This is a genomic window from Aurantivibrio infirmus, from assembly GCF_054767315.1.
Genome location: NZ_BAAFSK010000004.1, coordinates 252,813 through 269,093 on the forward strand (window position 1 = coordinate 252,813; position 16,281 = coordinate 269,093).

Consider the following 16,281-nt stretch of genomic DNA (forward strand, 5'->3'; position numbering starts at 1 on the left):
CAATTAATTTTCTAAGACAATAATTTGAGTGAATTCGGGGGCACTCATATTCAATTCTGCAGATGCAACCGCCTCAACTCGCGAATAATCAGCCAAAGTACTTTGCTCTAATAAATAACGGCTTCGATTTACATAAAGCTCATTAGTCTCTTTTCTGAAATTTTCTAACTCGTTTAGTAGCTGCCGGCTTTTATGTGTCGAATACACAACACTCAAAGCACTCACCATTACCGCCAACCATAAAAAAAATATCAGCACCAAGTTGCGATTAAAGTAGCGAGCATCATTTGCAATATGGGTCGGCTTTTTAATTTGCGGCATACTATAATTTCTCAGCGACTCGCATGATCGCGCTTCGAGATCGCACGTTTCCCGCAACTTCATTTTGCGAGGGCTTGATTGGCTTACCGCAAGATTTTAAGGTGCGCTCAATCATGTCTTCAGTTACTGGCAAGCCTCTTGGGATTGGCTTTCCTCGCTCTTGTTCGCGAATAAATCGTTTTACCAATCGATCTTCCAAAGAATGAAAACCAATCACCACAAAACGACCACCAGGTGCGAGCATGCCAACCACTTGAGATAAAAGTGTCGACAACTCCTCTAACTCGCCATTAATAAATAAACGTATTGCCATAAACGATTTGGTAGCTGGATGCCGCCCCACTTCCCAGGCGGGATGTGCCTCTGAAATTATCTTCGCCAGTTGCAGCGTTCGCGTTAAGGGTGCCTCCGCTCGGGCAGCAACAATCGCACTTGAAATCCGCTTGGCAAATTTTTCTTCGCCGTATTCTTTTAAAACCTTTATTAATTCCGCTTCTGAAACAGAATTAACCCATTCCGCAGCCGTTATCCCTGTTGATGAATCCATTCGCATATCTAAAGGACCGTCGTTACTAAAACTAAATCCTCGTTCAGCCTCATCCAACTGAGGAGAGGAAACGCCAAGATCGATCAATATTCCATTCACTCGACCCGTCATATTTTGCGCTGCTACCAAACTGCCCATTGTTGCAAACGAGCCATGGGCGATAGAAAATCGCGCATCATCAGCAAAACTTTGTTTTCCCACTTCAATTGCAGAGGGGTCTTTATCTATCGCCAGTAAGCGACCAGAAGCTGACAAAGCAGATAATATTTCTCGACTATGCCCGCCACGCCCAAAAGTACCATCGATATAAAACCCATCTGGATCCGTAACCAAGGCATCCACTGCTTCCTTTAGCAAAACAGTAGTGTGCGCTTGCTTCTCAGCTGTCATCGCTTTGACTTTAAGGTTGTCACAAAGACAACTGCTTCATTTCTTCGGTATCTTCGCCAAAGTCTTGATTATCTATAAAGGTCTGCCAACCCTCAGCACTCCACAACTCAAGACGATCCATTTGCCCGAAGAGCATTAATTTTTTATCAATACCTGCGTAATCTCTTAAGGTTTGCGCGAGCAAGACTCGGCCATTGGAGTCGAGCTCCAATTCATTGGCGTAACCAATAACGATGAGTTGCAAACGACGAGCGGCTTGGCTGGTATTAGGTAATGCTTTGATTTGTGATACGATTTCCTGCCACTTAGGTTCGGGATAAACGAGGAGGCAACGATCTTTGTAATTGGCGGTGATAACGATTCGTCCACCACAGATAGTATCGAGGGATTCACGGACACGCGCGGGCATCGCAATTCTGCCCTTGCTATCCATGTTGATCGAATGACTACCTTGGAACACTTAACACCACCTTTATCCACCAAAGAGATCAAATAACCCTAAAATCCCACAAACACCCACAAATCTCCACCGTTTTGCTAGTGTAAGTTGAGCCTATGCAAAGTCAAGCAAGATAACGCTAAAACCTTGAAAACTAGGGGTAAATCACGGATTTGATATGGTCAAATTCGGGCGAATTCTGACACCAGGTTTTGATAAAGATGTTTAAATCATGCAGGTAGGATCACAACTTAAAGTAACTCATTAAGAGTAAGACTATTTTAGGTAATTATTTCGACCTGTTATTCTTTTTAGAAATAAAAAAAGCTGTGTCGATAGGACTGAATGAAATAGTTGGGGCCGAATTCTAGTTGATTTAAGCGTCACTTCTAAAATTTAAGCCAAACCCTTCGCGGCTGAATAAAGAGACAGCTGTTCGTTCTCAAGAACACGTGTTACCGGAACCAAGGAAATCACCCTAAGTGGCAGCGGCCATTCATTTCCATAAATGACTTCTTGAATGACACCTTGATAAAACAATCGAAACGGAGTCGGCCGACAAGCCGCGTACTGACTAGAGGGTGTCGAGGACAGTCATTCAACTTCATGGATGACTTCTTGAATAAAACTCTGATTTAGAAATTAAAAACGGAGTTGGCCTATAAGCCGTGCACTGACTAGAGAGCGTCGAGGACAGCAATTCAATTCAATGAATGACTTCTTGTTTTAAAAACAAATCTAAAAATTAAAAACGGAGTCGGCCGATAAGCCGCGTACTGACTAAAGAGCGTCGAGGGCAGTCATTCAACCGAATGAATGACCTGTTGGACAAAGCTCGAAAATTTAAAATTAAAAACGGAGTCGGCCGATAAGCCGGGTTCTGTCGAGGACAGTCATTCATCTGGGATATGTGTCACCACATACCTCATGCGACCTACCCGAATCCAGTGCGGGTCGCACCAATGGATTCCTATTTGGTCTTGCTCCGGACGGGGTTTACCATCGCCACAAACTGTTACCAGTTGCGCGGTGCGCTCTTACCGCACCTTTTCACCCTTACCGGTAATCCGAAGATTACTTAGGCGGTTCACTTTCTGCTGCACTTTCCGTAGGTTCACACCTCCCAGGGGTTACCTGGCGCCCTACCCTTTGGAGCCCGGACTTTCCTCCATGCGAGGCCTGTTAACACGCAAGCGAATTAACTAGCTGATCACACAGCGACTGCCGAGCCGACTCCGGAGCGGGAGGTTAACGACAGCCCCTTCACTATGCAAGGTAAATATTCCCTTGAGAATAGATATGTCCAATCATCTAATCTTTCAGGAAATCTAGCATCACATCGTTAACCAATTCTGGCGCTTCTTGTTGAATCCAATGGCCCATCTCGGGAATCACCACAACATCTTTTAAACCAGTAACCTGCTTCCCCATACTCTTGAGCAACTGCTCTCGCGTCGCGTTTCGAATAACATTATCTTTCTCACCAGCAATAAAAAGCGTCGGAATACTGAGGTTTATATCGGCATATGGCTTCATAAGCTCCCAATTCTTGTCGAAGTTTCGATAGTAGTTAATCCCACCTTCAAAGCCTGCATGCTTATATTCATCCACGAAATAATCTAGCTCGTCTTGACTGAGCCAAGATGGCAACTCCAATGGATCACCTAAACGCTTTATCCATCCTCCGCTGTTTTTATTTTTATTTTTATTTTCTTTTTCCGCCCGAGGTGTATTTGGTGAACAGTAAAGTCTTTTTATGATAGATTCTGGATTCGCATCGAACTCCTGTTCAGGCACATCTTTTTCTTGAAAATAAACAATATAAAAAAAGTTTTCCCCATAATGATTTTGCCAAATTTTTATCGGTGGCAACTCCGTATGCGGAATGAATGGAACGCTCATATTAATTAACTTGCTAAACCTTTCTGGATAGAGTCTTACCACATGCCACGCGATTATCGCCCCCCAATCGTGACCAACCAATACCGCTTGCTCAACATTAAAATGATCAAGAATGCCCACTACGTAACGGGCGATATTGGCAGCATTATATTCATTTACTGACGCTAAACTTTCTGAATGTCCAAACCCTGGCATATCGGGGGCCACGACATGAAACCCTGATTCAACTAGGGGTTTAAATTGTTTACGCCAAGAAAACCAAGACTCAGGCCAACCGTGAAGCATAACTATTAAAGGACCCTCGCCTGCTTCAGCGATTCGCATAGAAATGCCATTATTATCGAAAGTCGTTAATTTAATTTCTTCCAAATATTTCAATTTTATTTCCCCCAAGCATTCAAAAAAACTATCTTTCACCTCGACTCTATTTTTTGATTAGAGGCCAAGAAAATTCGAAAAAACAACAACCATCCATCTCTTTTTACAACCGTTGGCGCACAAAAAAATTATCTCAACAGCTGCTTTAATAAAAATTTACGCTTCGCAACCAAACAATTCAAATCGCGACAATTTCCTGAGCTAATATGATTGCGGCCCTAAGCAAATTGGCGGAACATGCAACGGATTTTGGATAGTAATTTCAAATTCGTTTGTCAAGACTGGACAGCATAAGTTTTATCCATAAAGTATTCAATCACGTTCTATCAAAAGCACAATTCTAATTTTTTTATACTAAGGTCGATAAATTCCCGTGAACGGTCATTTTTATCGGATGTAGCTTATTGAAATCAGGGGCGTAATCGCCATAATTGCGGCAATTTTTAAAGTCGCTATTTTTAGCATCACCATGTGAAGGAGCAAACACATGCTAGTTTGTAAACGAAAAATCATCGGCTTAATCGCTGCAATCTCTGTGTATTCAACTACTGCCTTCTGCGCTACAGTTGGGCAAGAAAAAGAAGCATTAGCCGCGCTGAATAACACACTGAAAAAACAAAATGCAGACTTATTGGCGGCCCAGTCTAAAGTTAACGTCTTACCCCCTGAAGCAGTGGCGGCGCAAGCTGAACTAGAGCAAGCAGAAAAGGATTTTATTGCGGCCGAAAAAGAATTGAATCGCTTAAAGCAACTTCAAGCCAGCAACCCCTCAGCGGATGTTGATCGTGATTTGATGCTACAAGAAAACACCACAAGATTTGCTGGCCGAGCAAAAGATCGAGAACAGCGCGAACTTGATCGCATCATGAGTAAACATGCAAACAGTGGCGATGATATTGCCGCTTTGCAAGCGAAGATTGAAGCTACAAAACGCCAGATTGAACGACAGGAACAGCGCGTAACGGATGCGCAAATTGAAGCTCGCGCGCAAGAAATTGCTGCACTCGCACCTAAACCAGTAGCGCCAGCTCCTGTAGCTGTGGCGCCAGTGCCGGTGCCTGCACCGGTGCAAGCCCCAGAAGAACCTAAACCAGCAGCACCAACTAAACCCGCAGCTCAAATATCATTATCTGATTATGACAAATCAGAAATTAACCGCGTTCGCGAATCTATCAAATCATTTAACGCGCGCATTGCCACCCCCCCGGAGAACGATGAGCCGAGTATCTCAGACTTACAATTCAGAGGGACGGGAGTGGAGCGATCCATTTTCGAATACCTTGGCAGTGATATCTATCGAACTGAATCCACGATTGAAGCCGGCTTAAGAAAACTACGCGCTGGGCGCCAAGAATACGCAATGGAAATACCTAAGGCCGATGACGGCGAAATTTATGTTTTTTATTATGATGCTGAAGATCGTAGAAACCCTACATTTGTCGCAGTGAAAAAATCCTTACTGGATCACTTATAAGTACATTTTGCAATAACAGAAAATTACAGCTTTCTACCATAATCACAATTATGCCCCCCCGAATGCCGGAGTATGAATATACTCCGGCATTTTAGTATTCGCCTCTGTTGAAAAGATAACACCAATTCGCTGGCAAAATGACTCCTCTCCCTATATCGAATCGACGCGTGAATAACGTAGAATCGTACTCTAGAAAAATTACCGACACATCCTCGCCCCAAAAAAATGAGTCATCATGAAAACGGATTCACTCAAATTTAATTTGCCCGCTTTCCTAAGACATCATTTTGGAATTATCGTAATAGTGGGCGCCTGCATCGGCATTCAACTACTGGGCCTACAATCCGAATTAGAGTATCAACGTGCCAACCTTTTCTCGCAGCCTGCTCGATTACTCTTAGCTCACTTAAGCCACATCACCTGGCTACATTTAACCTTTAATGCGATAGCGTTACTCGCAATAAATAGCTTATTTTTTAAAGATCAGCATTCCGGGTATACACTAAGCGCCCTGTTTGTTCTTGCTATCGCAGTTAGCATTGGGCTTTATTGGTTTAGCTCGGATGTACAGTGGTATCGTGGTTTATCCGGCGTCTTGCACGGTTTTTTCGTGCTCGGATGTATACAAATTTTTAAGAGAGAAAAAATCTCGGCGAGCTTATTGTTATCTGTAATCTTAGTAAAACTAATCTGGGAACAGTTTTCATCTGACAACGTGTCAAACATGTTAGGGGGAGCCGTCGTTATCGTTGACGCGCATTTGTGGGGAGCTGTAACCGGTTTATTACTTGGTGGCGTGTTAGCTTTAATAAAGACTATAAACAAGTGATTTGTCTAAGACCTTAAAACATCGACAAGATACTATAAAAATATATTCCTTCGAAACAGATTCCGTGCTCACATAAAAAAACACGAAGCGGTAAACTACTTCGTGTTTTTTATTTACAACGTCAAACGTGTTTTATGCCAGTAAGCGTTAAACCTTACAAGCTTATCGTGATAAAAATACGCGGTCACCGCTGATGAGATCTACCAACAATATACTCTGCAAACCTTTATCGACGACATAGGCGAGATTATCAACAGGATCTACCACTACGCTCCAAGGTTGCGTCATCACGTTACTGTTGTTCGGAAGTCCCAAATCAGAAACCAAAGTCCGTACACCACTGTTTACCGTAACCGCATAAAGTGCATCCGTACCCGCATCAACTACATAAGCGGTATTTGTATTTTCATCGAAGGCAACATCAAGGGCACTCACGAATTGATTGTTCGCGTCAGGAATACCATTCGCGGAAACAACTGTTCGTGCGCCGCCACTTAAGCTCACTGCGATTAAAGCGGAATTAAACCCCTGCGAATCAACTACCAACACTCTATCGTTCAAGATATCTAAAGCGCCACCAAAGGGGCTGTTAATAACATTTACTGCATCGGGAAACGTCGGACTAGACAAAACCGTTCTGGTTCCAGACGATAAATTCACCATGAACATCGTTTGTAATTGCGCGTCGATAATGACAGCTCGAGTATTGGCACTATCGAGAATTACTCGCCCTGGACTTGTAAAAGGGTTGGCAGCAGCGTCAGCGCTGTCAGAAATAATTGTTTCAACTTTTGATTGTAAATCGATTGCGATAAGTCGCGTATCGGTTCCTGTATGCGTTGCGAGTAGCCGATCATTGGCTGTGTCCAAAGCTAGGCCTTGGAAGGATCTATCGTTACCGCCGCTTACACCAGCAACAAATACACTTCGTTCTCCCGTGGCAATATTCACTTCGATAATTCCATTACCAACCGCCGCTGAATCTATTCCGTCGCCAGTATCAAATGGCTCAGTGATAAACAGTCGATTATTTAATTTATCAAGCACGACTGACTGAGGATCTTGCAAAACGTTTAAGTCATTCGGCGTGTTTTCTTTGCCGTCGCTCACTATGCTTCGCGTTCCGTCGGTAAGGTTGACCGCGAAAATCGCTTGCGAAGTCCGATCAGCAATTAACGCTCGACCTCCAGTGACGGAGTCCAAGGTTAAACCCATCGGGTCGATCAATACATTGGCCGTATCCGGTGTGGTTGCATTAGAAAAATCAGAAATTACACCTGTATCCAAACGAACCGCTTGAATACCTACCGGCGAACCGTCGCTCGCAGACACCGACACTAACGCACGTGTGTTTGCGGTATCGAGGGTAATGCCAACAGGAAACGCTAAAGTGCCACCGGTGGTCAATAAGCTTCGTGCGCCCAAAGTAGCACCCGGTGTTAAATCGACGGCGATAACCCGGCCAGCATTCCCTGAGTCTGTCACTAACGCGCGAGTGTTAGCAGTATCAATTGCGATGCTGGTAGGCGAATTAAATGGCAAGGTGTTGTTCGGTGTTGTTCCGTCCGACAAAATAGTCCTTACGCCAAAGTTAGCGCCAACACTTAAATCAACCGCAATAATCGAATGTAAATTTGGATCAGCGGGATTCGCGTCTAGCACTAGGGCGCGGTTGTTCGCACTATCGATTGTCAAAGCCACTGGTTGCGCAAATAAATTATTGGCGTCGGGAAACGGGTTGCCCGCTATATCGATACCCGATACCAAGGTCACTGCACCGCTTGTTAGATCGACAGCGAATAATGATAAAAATATTTCATCAAGGACATAAACGTTATTGGCATCAATACCGATTGCTCGAGGCGAGGAAATAGGACTATCGGCGGGGATACCATTTGCAGATAAAATTGCCCGCGCGCCAGTTGTTAAATCCATCGTCAAAATTGCAGCAGAACCGGAATCCACAACAATGGCTCGCGAACCCGCAGTGTCAATTAGCACTTCGCGAGGATCTGTGAGCAAGGTCGAACTACGCTGCACAATCACTTGTGCTGCATTTGCATCGGTATTTCCCGCTTCGTCGGTTGCACTAACATCAAGAGAATTTAAACCGAGTGCCAGGGGAACCGTCGCCGTCCAGGTCGCAAAACTATCACTGGTTGTCGCTGCAATGCCGTTTACCGAAATTGCGGTGATCACACTAATATTGTCAGTTGCACTACCACGAACAATGACATTTGCGCCGTCAGAAATTGATTGCGTGGAAGGAAATAAAATTGTCGCGGTAGGCGCGGCATTATCAACAACTGTCGCAACACTAAAAGTGTCACTGACGCCACCAATCGTGAGCACCGTATCTGTGGTGGTATTGGCTAAATTTGAAGAGGTTTGTCGAACTTTAATATTTTGTCCGTCAGCAATCGTCCCCGCTGCACTTGTATACGCTGCGCCATTAATCGAATACTCTCCACCCGTTATGCTAAGGTTCGCATCAGCTTCAAGTCCCGTGATAACAAGCGTGTTCGATTCAGTAAGCGTCGACAATGCGATATTACTTTGATCGACAAAAGAAAAACTAGCCGGCGTTGTATTCGCGGCTCGCGTCGTCACACTAAATGTGTCACTAACCGTCCCGACACTGATATCAACGTCGACTGCGCCACCGAAATTAGCCGATGAAGTTGTTCTCACCGCAAGTGATTGGCCGTTGGAAACCGTTCCAGCAACGGCGGTAAAAGCACCACCATCTATAGAATATTCGCCGCCGACAACTGTCACTGTCGCCTGAGAATTAATGGATGAGATAACAATTGAATTAGATGTTGTAAGCGTTGATGGTTCCACATCGATCTGATCAGTGAAACTAAAAATATTAGGCGTAATATCTTCCACCAAGGTTGTGACCTCAAACGCGTCACTTACACCGCCCACTGAAAGCACTGCACTGGTTGATGTCGAAAAATTCGCGCTAGAAGTTTGCCTTACAGTGATATTTTGGCCGTTGGTTACCGTTCCAGACGCCGAGGTAAATGCCGCACCATTAATGGAATATTCACCGCCGCTAATTGAAACCGGGGACGCTGTGTTGATACCGGAAACACTGATGGCATTGGAGCTTAGCAAGGTATTTAAACTGACATCACTCTGATCAACAAACGAAAAAGATCCAGGTGTTGTATCGGCAGGCGTCGAACTTCCACTACCGCCACCACATGCTGACAACAATACCAAGTAACTTACAGCCAAAGTCCATGACAATCCGCGCATAAATATATCCCAAAAGTTTAATTTGTTACGTATCAGCTATGTGACGTAATCAAGCGATTTTGTGATCGCATTTTCAACAAACAAACATAAGTCGCCCTTGCATAAAAAATGCAAAAGAAAAAGTTTGTGTGGAATTTGCGAAACACCCCAAGTGAATCTAAGCCGCGAGCTTATTCGATCATTTAGGAATTAACAATGGCTTGCGGTGGGCACGCCGATCAGCGGTAGGGCGAGAATAATTAGTGACAGGGTTAACAAAAATAGCTAAGCATAGGATCTTTATGGTTTTTTATTGATCAATTTATTAACTATCCATCCAGTGAATATTTACTAGACAAATAAGTTATATTGCGAAAAATCAGCAGTATTTTATCAATACTTGCAATTGCAATTATTTTTTTTAAACACTATTTTTTTTGAAATTATATTAAACAACGAACAACTTGAGCTTTCTAGTTATCAATGTAACTGAAAAATAAAATAAAGGTTATATGGCTATACCGTTCAAAAGCAGCCATTAGAATAAACCAAAAGCTTTATAACGGCTAAAAAAAATAAAAACGCGGTTAGTTAATACAAAATTTACAGCCTATATTTTCTTGGCAGAAACAATGTAAAAACCACCGCGTTTATAACTGCAGATAAAAAATTTAAAACTTAATTTCGGCTCCTATATATGCAGAGCGTGGCTCGCCAGGAAAATAACGATCATTCCCAAAAGCGAAGTCAGCACGTTCCGCATACTCTTCTCTAAGCAAATTAAGCACTTTAAAATCCAAGTAAATTTTCGGTGACAGCTGCCAATACGTTCGCAGATTCAACACCTCATGGCCATCATAGGTATTGTTATTATTTGTGTCGGTAAAGTATTTACCCATGTGTATCCACTCAAGTTCAGCACCCGCACTCTCAGCAAATCGCCACTGGAGCTGAGTACTACCAAAATGTTTCGGGGCCGTATCCAATTCGTTACCACCAACATTTGTACCACTAACAAATTGGGTCCCATCGAACTCATGTTTCGCGTAATTGAGCGTCGTCGCTAAACTTAAGTTGTCAAATATCTGGAAGCTTAAAGCCAACTCCAAGCCTCGGTGTTTTGTTTTAGCATTATCAACGTTAGAAAAATCACTGTTATCCCGAAAAATAACATTGTCTTTTTTCATTCCATAAACAACCGCTTCATAACTTACAAAACGATTTCTACCTCGCAAACCGAACTCAACACTTTTTGCATCCTCAGAATCCAAATCAGCGACATTCTGGCTTGCCTGTAAACGATATAATTCCGTGGCCTGAGGCGCCCTAAAACCATGGGTATAATTTGTGAACAATTGAGCACTTTCGGAAAATTTATACGAAAGCCCAATTTTAGGTGACCGATTGGTAAAATCATCTTCGCGATCCGCGGGTCGCGTGTAACGACAACCATCTAAGCATGGAATGCCATCATCTGCAGTATTCCCATCAATCATTTTATTGTTGTATTCGTAATTCATAAGTTCAATGCGGAGCCCAGCATTTAATAATAATTTTTCAGTAAGCCTTACGTCGACATTAACATAGGGCGCTATTTGAACTGCATCGACTTCATAATCATAATGTTTGCCTTGTGGACGGATTCGAAACGGAGCACTACCGAATGCGGGAGCAGTACCACTTTGTGTTTCTCGCAAATATGAATTTGTATTTTCAATATCTATCCCAGTAATCCAACTGACCAATTCACTGCGATCGTCATACCAGGTAATTTGAGCGCCGATACTTTCTTGTCCATTTTCTTCTAGTGGAGTTCCAGGCAAAAAATGTTGCAAAAAATCCATTTCTGTTTTGCGAAAATAAGGTGTGATTGCCAACGCGGTGTCATTCCCGAAGTTGCGCTCAAATCGAGAATACAAGCGGAATGAATTTGCATCTCGGAACGCCTCGGGATTTGGATTCGATTCTGCGATGTCTTTATCTTTGTAAACTTTATCACCGAGAATAAAACCCGCCGTCTCTTGATTCAAATTCGTCGCGGCAAAAGTCGTCGCAATTTCCCAACTGTCCCCAGAATAATCGTGCCGCACGCTTAATTTTTGCTGATCAAAATAAGCATCGTCTCGAAAGCCGCCGTCATGGGTTGTATTCAAATTAACGATAAAGCCATGATTGCCAAAAGTGTTGCCTAGGGTTAATTTTTCTCTTCGATAATCGTTTGCACCCAGTTCAATCCCAAATGAAGTAAGTCGCTCCGAAGGTGAAGAAGGTAAAAGAACATTCACAACACCCTGCAAAGCATTTGAACCATACAAAGCGTTACTTGGCCCGCGAATGACTTCGATCGAAGCGGCCTGCTCTGTGTTCGCTTCGAACAATTCATTCACGTTACAAAAGCCCGCAGCTCGTAATGGAATACTATCTTGAGCCGTTAAAAACCCACCGCAGGCACCAGCACCCGTTAGTACCGCTGATCGAATTGAAGGTAAGTATTCCTGGCCGTTGCCTTGCTGAAAGCTAACCCCCGGCACTCTGACTAAAGCATCTTGAATGTGAAGCAAGCCGATCTCTCGTAACTGCTGCTCATTTATTTGTGCAATATTCCCCACGCTATCAGCTGAGCTATCTCTGCGCTGCGTGGTCGTTACGATTTCATCCATCGTCGAGTTTGATTGTGCAAATGTGAATGATGCTTGAAATATCGCAATACTAAGAAGAAAGAAGCGCATAACTAACCTTTGATTTTCTAGTTTCTGGTAGACGAAAATGTATCGATACCTATCAAATACATTAAAAACATGGGGCGCAAACAATAGCAAAAAAGTGGGGGGCTTCGCCAGATGGATCTGAACGGAACAGGTAAAGCTCTGTTAACAATTACAGTGGGAATTCGAGCGGATAATGACGGCTGATGTTTGGCGGGAATCCAGCGCTGAACTAACGACGAAGCCCATGATTTGAGGGCGTTTGAACAGGAATAAAATGCGGTGTGACAAGCTCACCGCTCTGAAAGCATTTTTCTAGTAATTCGTTGGTTTGATGAAGTCTACGACAAGTTTCTCTGGCAATATTCAAAACAAGCCGACTAAACAACTCGGTATCTTCTTCAAAAATTTGCCCTAAATCATCTTTAGATAATTCTAAAAGATCGACGTTATCGACGGCAATCATACTCGCCGAATGAGGGAGTATCCCAATCACTGAGGTTTCGCCAAAACACTCACCAACACCAAATTGACGATTCGACATCGGGTGTCGGCCTTCGGCAAAAAGTAATTGGACGAAACCGGTCAAAACAATATAGATGCTGGAAGCCGGATCACCTTGACGGAAAACCAGCTCTCCGCGTTGGTAGCTAACTTTTTTTAGCCGCTGCACGACATCGTAAACCTGGGAATCCGACATGCCGCCCAATATGGAAATTTGGTCAACGATAACATCGATCGGGTCTTCGTCTGTTTGAAACGTTTGTTCTATAGGTTCTAACATTTTGTTTGAGCCGACTCTCTCTGACGGCAATTTCCCCTTGTTTTCATGCACATGGCATTACCTTCAAAGAGACAGGTAATAAAACACTCATAGCTTAAGTAAAGACGATAATAAGAGAGTTGCATTATAAATTCGCAGTCTTTCAAATCCCTTTTTAGCTGCTATTTGAAATGAAAAACTAAGTAAATTACGACGAATAAATTCGATGATTTATAAAAAATTGTGGACAAAGAGTATGTCAAAGGAAGAATTTGTTTAGGCTATCAAGACCACGGAGCCACTACGAAATGGCTCCATGATGTGCAAACCTGCCGCATTTGCGAGGGGAATACTAGCGAATGAACTCAGGCGCTGAGATAAATTCCCAAAAAATGACTGTTCCGCCCATCACCGCGATAACAATCACTAAAGCGACCGCAACGATGGCGCTGGCGAACAAAAAGCCCCGCTCTTGCGGGATATGCATAACGATTGGGATACCGATATATAAATGGTAAACAGCGTAGGCCACAGCCAAGGTACCTAGAATAATATCGAACCAAAAAATAGGATAAATTCCAGCGATTCCAGCCAACAGAACCGGCGTCGCCGTATAGCCTGCGATTACAATACCTTTTATAGGGTTAGAAGCAGCGCCGTAGGTATGGGCCATCCAATGAATAAAATAGCCGATTCCGGTGACGCCAAGAACCATCGCCAAATAGAAGCCGCCCGCTAACGACAACGCGCTTTCTGAACTGATGCGGATACTATCGTCGTCAACACCTAGATTCCAGCCGGTTTGGGTAGTGCCGATGTACCAGGCCAATGCTGGAAACACTGCCAACACCATGGCATAGGGTAAATTCTTTTTGAGACTTTCGTCGGGCAAATCGCCGATCACTTGCCAAGTGTGTCGCGGATTGAATAGCAAACCAAAAAGATGATTAAGCATGGATACTCCTCTTAATGCGGTCTGTGATTGTTGACCTAGATGCTCTCGCCAACACTGACTGATCCGTCAGTAATGTAGATTATTATAATTTACGCACTATACCGATTATAAAAAAGCAGTTCTTGATGTAAATCGTTTTTTTATTACACCAATTCAACTTTTGCTAGTCTCGACCTTAAATACGTGGCACACAAAGAGCGCGGCACTAAGTAAGAGTATTGCGCCCGCCTGATGCGCGGCCGCCAAGGGAACTGGCACAATTAGCAACAAAGTACTAATCCCCAAGCTCACTTGAATCAACAACATCGTCAACATTACTAAAACTGCCCGGCGAATTCTGCGACTCAATTGACCGCAGAATACTGCAAACACGAAACTCAAAATCGAGACAAATAGAATATAGGCGAAGATCCGATGATTAAATTGCACCGTCGTAATATCTTCAAATATCGAGCGCCATGCCGGGGACAGATCGTAAAGACCAAGAGGGATGATGCGTCCGTCCATTAACGGAAAGGTATTGTAAGCAAAACCTGCCCTCAAACCAGACACCAAGCCTCCGGATAAAATCATCAGAAAAATAAGCGCGGTTATGATGTAAGCGTATTTTTTCAGCGTCAGATAACGGTCGTAATTGTGAGAAGAATTGACGGACGAAGGAGAACTGGAATCTTTGTTTGTGAACAGCAAATCGAAGACCAGCCACATCATCAGAGTATAGATTACTACTGCTAATCCGAGGTGTGCGGTTAAGCGATACTGGCTCACACGAGGTAAATCCACCAAACCGCTTTTCACCATATACCAACCCAACAGGCCCTGAAGCGCACCAAGAACAAAAAGAACCGATAATTTAGGCACGTAGCCAGCGGGAATTTTCTTTCGTATTAGAAAATACAAAAAAGGAAAGAAAAACAGCACTCCGATCAAACGGCCAAGAACCCTATGTGCATACTCAAAAATAAAAATACTCTTGAAGCCCTGCAAATCCATTTGATGGTTAACTTTTTGGTACTCCGGAAACTGTTGATATTTTTCGAAGGTTTCTTGCCATTGATCTTGATTCAAGGGGGGGATCACCCCCATCAACGGCTTCCACTCAACCATGGACAAACCTGAACCCGTGAGCCGAGTAACGCCGCCCAAGACAATCATCCCAAAGATGACAGCAGCGCAAATAAGTAGCCAAATAGCAACCTGAAAGTCGGCTTTTCGATGTTGGGGTTCTGTCAATATTGTCATTAGTTCTACATTTGAAGAAATGGATGGTTTGGCACTTCGATGCAAGGTGCAGTGAATAAGGGAACAGCTACCGCCTGTAAATTAGCGTCGCATTGTAGCAAATTCTCTCTTCCAATTTTAATAGTATCTGGCTCATTCATTACTCTCACAACAAGGTCTAGTCGCCTCACTTCGATCGAAGCCATAACACTTCTTAATCAAAAATGACTCTGAGAGGACCAGAATAGTCGTCGCGTTATCCGGCTCTCCTCTCATAAAGCGAACAAAATCGACTCTAGGGAACTTTGAAAACCGTTGAATCTCCAAGATAAGTTGGTAACAATACAGTTTTCGTCCAAGGCGACCAACATCACCCACGCAATGGCTGTGTACCATGCGAAGTGAATAATAAGAACAGTAGCTGGCTTCGCGAAACCATTAGATACTTTCCGCTGCCAGTTTTTATTTTTTAAGATCCTACAAGTTTCTTTTATTGCTGAATATTACCGAAATCAAAAGATTCACCTTGTACCACTAATGTTTAAATAAACTACTATTTCACTACAACTCGTCCATCGGGTATAACACTCGAATATCAAACAAAACTTAAGGAGTAACTATGTCTTTATCTCGTCTTTCTACTTTGCCGAACATTGCTACTGGATTACTTATCGGGTTCAGCGTCGCATTCAGCAGTTTACTTGTTGCTGCAGATGCGCAAGAAATTAAAGCAGCCATGGAGAAACGTCACGAAAATTTTGAAATGATTGGCGAATCTTTTAAAACGATCCGCGACCAAGCGCGTTCCGGTAATGCCGATGTCGCCAAGGTAACCGAAGCGGCAACGACCATTAATACTCTAGCTAAACAAATTGATACCTGGTTCCCTGCTGGCTCAGGCCCGGAAAGTGGTAACGAGACAGAAGCAAAAGCTGAAATCTGGCAAAAACCAGAAGAGTTTAGCAAAGCCGCACAACGCTTGGTTGATGAGTCTGCGAAGTACATCGCCAGCCTAAACTCAGAAGGCGCATCAGCGGTGCCCGGAGGCATTCGCACACTAGGTGGTAGCTGTAAAAATTGTCACGATGCCTTTCGAGAAGAAGACGAGTAA

General features: G+C 43.5%; 12 protein-coding genes and 1 other RNA gene. 3 read left to right on the forward strand and 10 right to left on the reverse strand.

Annotated features, from left to right (window positions below; translation table 11 throughout):
- Positions 1-3 precede the first annotated feature (3 nt).
- The 5 genes from ftsL to ACYUCY_RS10585 form a co-directional block, all read right to left on the reverse strand.
- Positions 4-321, reverse strand: coding sequence for a cell division protein FtsL (gene ftsL, locus ACYUCY_RS10565; protein ID WP_460226451.1), 318 nt, complete (start codon positions 319-321; stop codon positions 4-6).
- A gap of 1 nt (position 322) precedes the next feature.
- Positions 323-1,258, reverse strand: coding sequence for a 16S rRNA (cytosine(1402)-N(4))-methyltransferase RsmH (gene rsmH / locus ACYUCY_RS10570; protein WP_460226452.1), 936 nt, complete (start codon positions 1,256-1,258; stop codon positions 323-325).
- A gap of 19 nt (positions 1,259-1,277) precedes the next feature.
- On the reverse strand, positions 1,278-1,718 hold the full coding sequence (gene mraZ, locus ACYUCY_RS10575) for a division/cell wall cluster transcriptional repressor MraZ (protein ID WP_460226453.1): 441 nt from the start codon (positions 1,716-1,718) through the stop codon (positions 1,278-1,280).
- 832 nt (positions 1,719-2,550) lie between these two features.
- Positions 2,551-2,934: RNase P RNA component class A (gene rnpB / locus ACYUCY_RS10580), an RNA gene on the reverse strand.
- A gap of 74 nt (positions 2,935-3,008) precedes the next feature.
- Positions 3,009-3,977, reverse strand: coding sequence for an alpha/beta fold hydrolase (locus ACYUCY_RS10585; RefSeq protein ID WP_460226454.1), 969 nt, complete (start codon positions 3,975-3,977; stop codon positions 3,009-3,011).
- A gap of 487 nt (positions 3,978-4,464) precedes the next feature.
- Here ACYUCY_RS10585 and ACYUCY_RS10590 point away from each other — a divergent pair, with 487 nt between their 5' ends.
- Together ACYUCY_RS10590 and rrtA are read left to right on the forward strand one after the other, a co-directional pair.
- The gene (locus ACYUCY_RS10590) at positions 4,465-5,451 is read left to right on the forward strand and encodes an HlyD family secretion protein (protein WP_460226455.1); all 987 of its coding nucleotides are present in this window, start codon (positions 4,465-4,467) and stop codon (positions 5,449-5,451) included.
- A gap of 235 nt (positions 5,452-5,686) precedes the next feature.
- Positions 5,687-6,280 carry a rhombosortase gene (gene rrtA / locus ACYUCY_RS10595; protein WP_460226456.1) on the forward strand — a complete coding sequence of 198 codons (594 nt, stop codon included), beginning with the start codon at positions 5,687-5,689 and terminating at the stop codon, positions 6,278-6,280.
- 162 nt (positions 6,281-6,442) lie between these two features.
- Here rrtA and ACYUCY_RS10600 read toward each other — a convergent pair whose 3' ends face one another.
- The 5 genes from ACYUCY_RS10600 to ACYUCY_RS10620 form a co-directional block, all read right to left on the reverse strand.
- Complete coding sequence (locus ACYUCY_RS10600) at positions 6,443-9,547, reverse strand: beta strand repeat-containing protein (protein WP_460226457.1); 3,105 nt, start codon at positions 9,545-9,547, stop codon at positions 6,443-6,445.
- A 650-nt stretch (positions 9,548-10,197) separates the two neighbouring features.
- Positions 10,198-12,255, reverse strand: coding sequence for a TonB-dependent receptor (locus ACYUCY_RS10605; RefSeq protein ID WP_460226458.1), 2,058 nt, complete (start codon positions 12,253-12,255; stop codon positions 10,198-10,200).
- A gap of 208 nt (positions 12,256-12,463) precedes the next feature.
- Positions 12,464-13,015 (reverse strand): cyclic nucleotide-binding domain-containing protein, encoded by a 552-nt coding sequence (locus tag ACYUCY_RS10610; RefSeq protein WP_460226459.1) that lies wholly within the window; start codon positions 13,013-13,015, stop codon positions 12,464-12,466.
- Positions 13,016-13,346: 331 nt separating this feature from the next.
- Entirely contained in the window at positions 13,347-13,949 is a 603-nt protein-coding gene (locus ACYUCY_RS10615) for a Yip1 family protein (RefSeq protein ID WP_460226460.1), read from the reverse strand.
- A gap of 153 nt (positions 13,950-14,102) precedes the next feature.
- Entirely contained in the window at positions 14,103-15,191 is a 1,089-nt protein-coding gene (locus ACYUCY_RS10620; RefSeq protein WP_460226461.1) for a COX15/CtaA family protein, read from the reverse strand.
- Positions 15,192-15,789: 598 nt separating this feature from the next.
- Here ACYUCY_RS10620 and ACYUCY_RS10625 point away from each other — a divergent pair.
- Entirely contained in the window at positions 15,790-16,281 is a 492-nt protein-coding gene (locus tag ACYUCY_RS10625) for a c-type cytochrome (RefSeq protein WP_460226462.1), read from the forward strand.

Excerpts from the sequence above, each read along its gene's own strand:
- ftsL (WP_460226451.1), bottom strand. The coding sequence starts at position 321 with ATGCCGCAAATTAAAAAGCCGACCCATATTGCAAATGATGCTCGCTAC.
- rsmH (WP_460226452.1), bottom strand. The coding sequence starts at position 1,258 with ATGACAGCTGAGAAGCAAGCGCACACTACTGTTTTGCTAAAGGAAGCA.
- ACYUCY_RS10625 (WP_460226462.1), top strand. The coding sequence starts at position 15,790 with ATGTCTTTATCTCGTCTTTCTACTTTGCCGAACATTGCTACTGGATTA.
- ACYUCY_RS10615 (WP_460226460.1), bottom strand. The coding sequence starts at position 13,949 with ATGCTTAATCATCTTTTTGGTTTGCTATTCAATCCGCGACACACTTGG.
- ACYUCY_RS10610 (WP_460226459.1), bottom strand. The coding sequence starts at position 13,015 with ATGTTAGAACCTATAGAACAAACGTTTCAAACAGACGAAGACCCGATC.
- ACYUCY_RS10620 (WP_460226461.1), bottom strand. The coding sequence starts at position 15,191 with ATGACAATATTGACAGAACCCCAACATCGAAAAGCCGACTTTCAGGTT.
- ACYUCY_RS10605 (WP_460226458.1), bottom strand. The coding sequence starts at position 12,255 with ATGCGCTTCTTTCTTCTTAGTATTGCGATATTTCAAGCATCATTCACA.
- ACYUCY_RS10600 (WP_460226457.1), bottom strand. The coding sequence starts at position 9,547 with ATGCGCGGATTGTCATGGACTTTGGCTGTAAGTTACTTGGTATTGTTG.
- rrtA (WP_460226456.1), top strand. The coding sequence starts at position 5,687 with ATGAAAACGGATTCACTCAAATTTAATTTGCCCGCTTTCCTAAGACAT.
- ACYUCY_RS10590 (WP_460226455.1), top strand. The coding sequence starts at position 4,465 with ATGCTAGTTTGTAAACGAAAAATCATCGGCTTAATCGCTGCAATCTCT.